This window comes from Segatella copri (genome assembly GCF_019127135.1).
Classification (GTDB): Bacteria; Bacteroidota; Bacteroidia; order Bacteroidales; family Bacteroidaceae; genus Prevotella.
The window spans coordinates 1-816 of sequence record NZ_JAHOEA010000162.1 but is presented as its reverse complement, the minus strand read 5'-3'; the positions used below and the strand labels follow the sequence as shown (position 1 = coordinate 816).

The window sequence follows — 816 nt, the reverse complement described above, 5'->3', positions numbered from 1 at the left end:
GAGCGACCTATACACAATTTAACTGAAATCTCTTGTTGTGTTAGGTGCTCAAGAGTGTACAGACGGTACACTTCCTTGGTAAGTTCGACATCTTTCAGTGTTGCTTCTAATGATTCTTTCATGTAATTGAAACTTTAGGAGTCAACCATATTTACAAAAAGACAAATATTGCTTATTTTTGCAGAAAAAAAAGATGGCAAAGGAAATATAAGTTTATCAGTAATTTCTCATAAATCGTGTAATAATTCATAAAAAAGAAGGCTTTTACTTGTCTGATTCAAGTTTTTATCTTATCTTTGCATTATGAAGAAGGAAAAGGAATATACATTGACTGCCATCCGTGAATGCCTGGCTAAGAATATGCCACCATACGGAAAAGCGATACTTTTTGGCTCACAAGCTAGAGGCACCGCTAGGGATGATAGCGACTGGGACATTCTTGTTATCTTAGACAAGGATCAACTTCTACCTTCTGATTATGATAATGTAACCTATCCTCTTACCGAGCTAGGATGGGATTTAGGAAAAGAAATAAATCCTGTAATGTATTCCGCTAAGGAGTGGCAGAAATATAAGATTACACCATTTTATAAAAATGTTGAAAAGGAAGGAGTAAGATTATGGGGCTAACAAACGATGAAAGAAGTTTTTTTTAAATAGCATCATCAAACTTATCAAGGAAAAACAATAATGTGCAATATAACTTTCACCCAAAAGTCGTACTTTTGCGGCTCAGGGGAGATTGTCCGTAGATAGACAACGGGGGTGTAATTTAAACTGTGTCAAGGCTTGTTCTTAACTTTCATTCCCACTCCC

General features: G+C 35.8%; 1 protein-coding gene. It reads left to right on the top strand.

The window, feature by feature from the left end; translation table 11 throughout:
- The first annotated feature begins 303 nt into the window (after nucleotides 1–303).
- On the top strand, nucleotides 304–630 hold the full coding sequence (locus KSW37_RS15655) for a nucleotidyltransferase domain-containing protein (RefSeq protein ID WP_118254818.1): 327 nt from the start codon (nucleotides 304–306) through the stop codon (nucleotides 628–630).
- Nucleotides 631–816: the final 186 nt, after the last annotated feature.

What these genes read in the sequence shown, in the direction of transcription:
- KSW37_RS15655 (WP_118254818.1), top strand. Translation starts at nt 304, where the DNA reads ATGAAGAAGGAAAAGGAATATACATTGACTGCCATCCGTGAATGCCTG.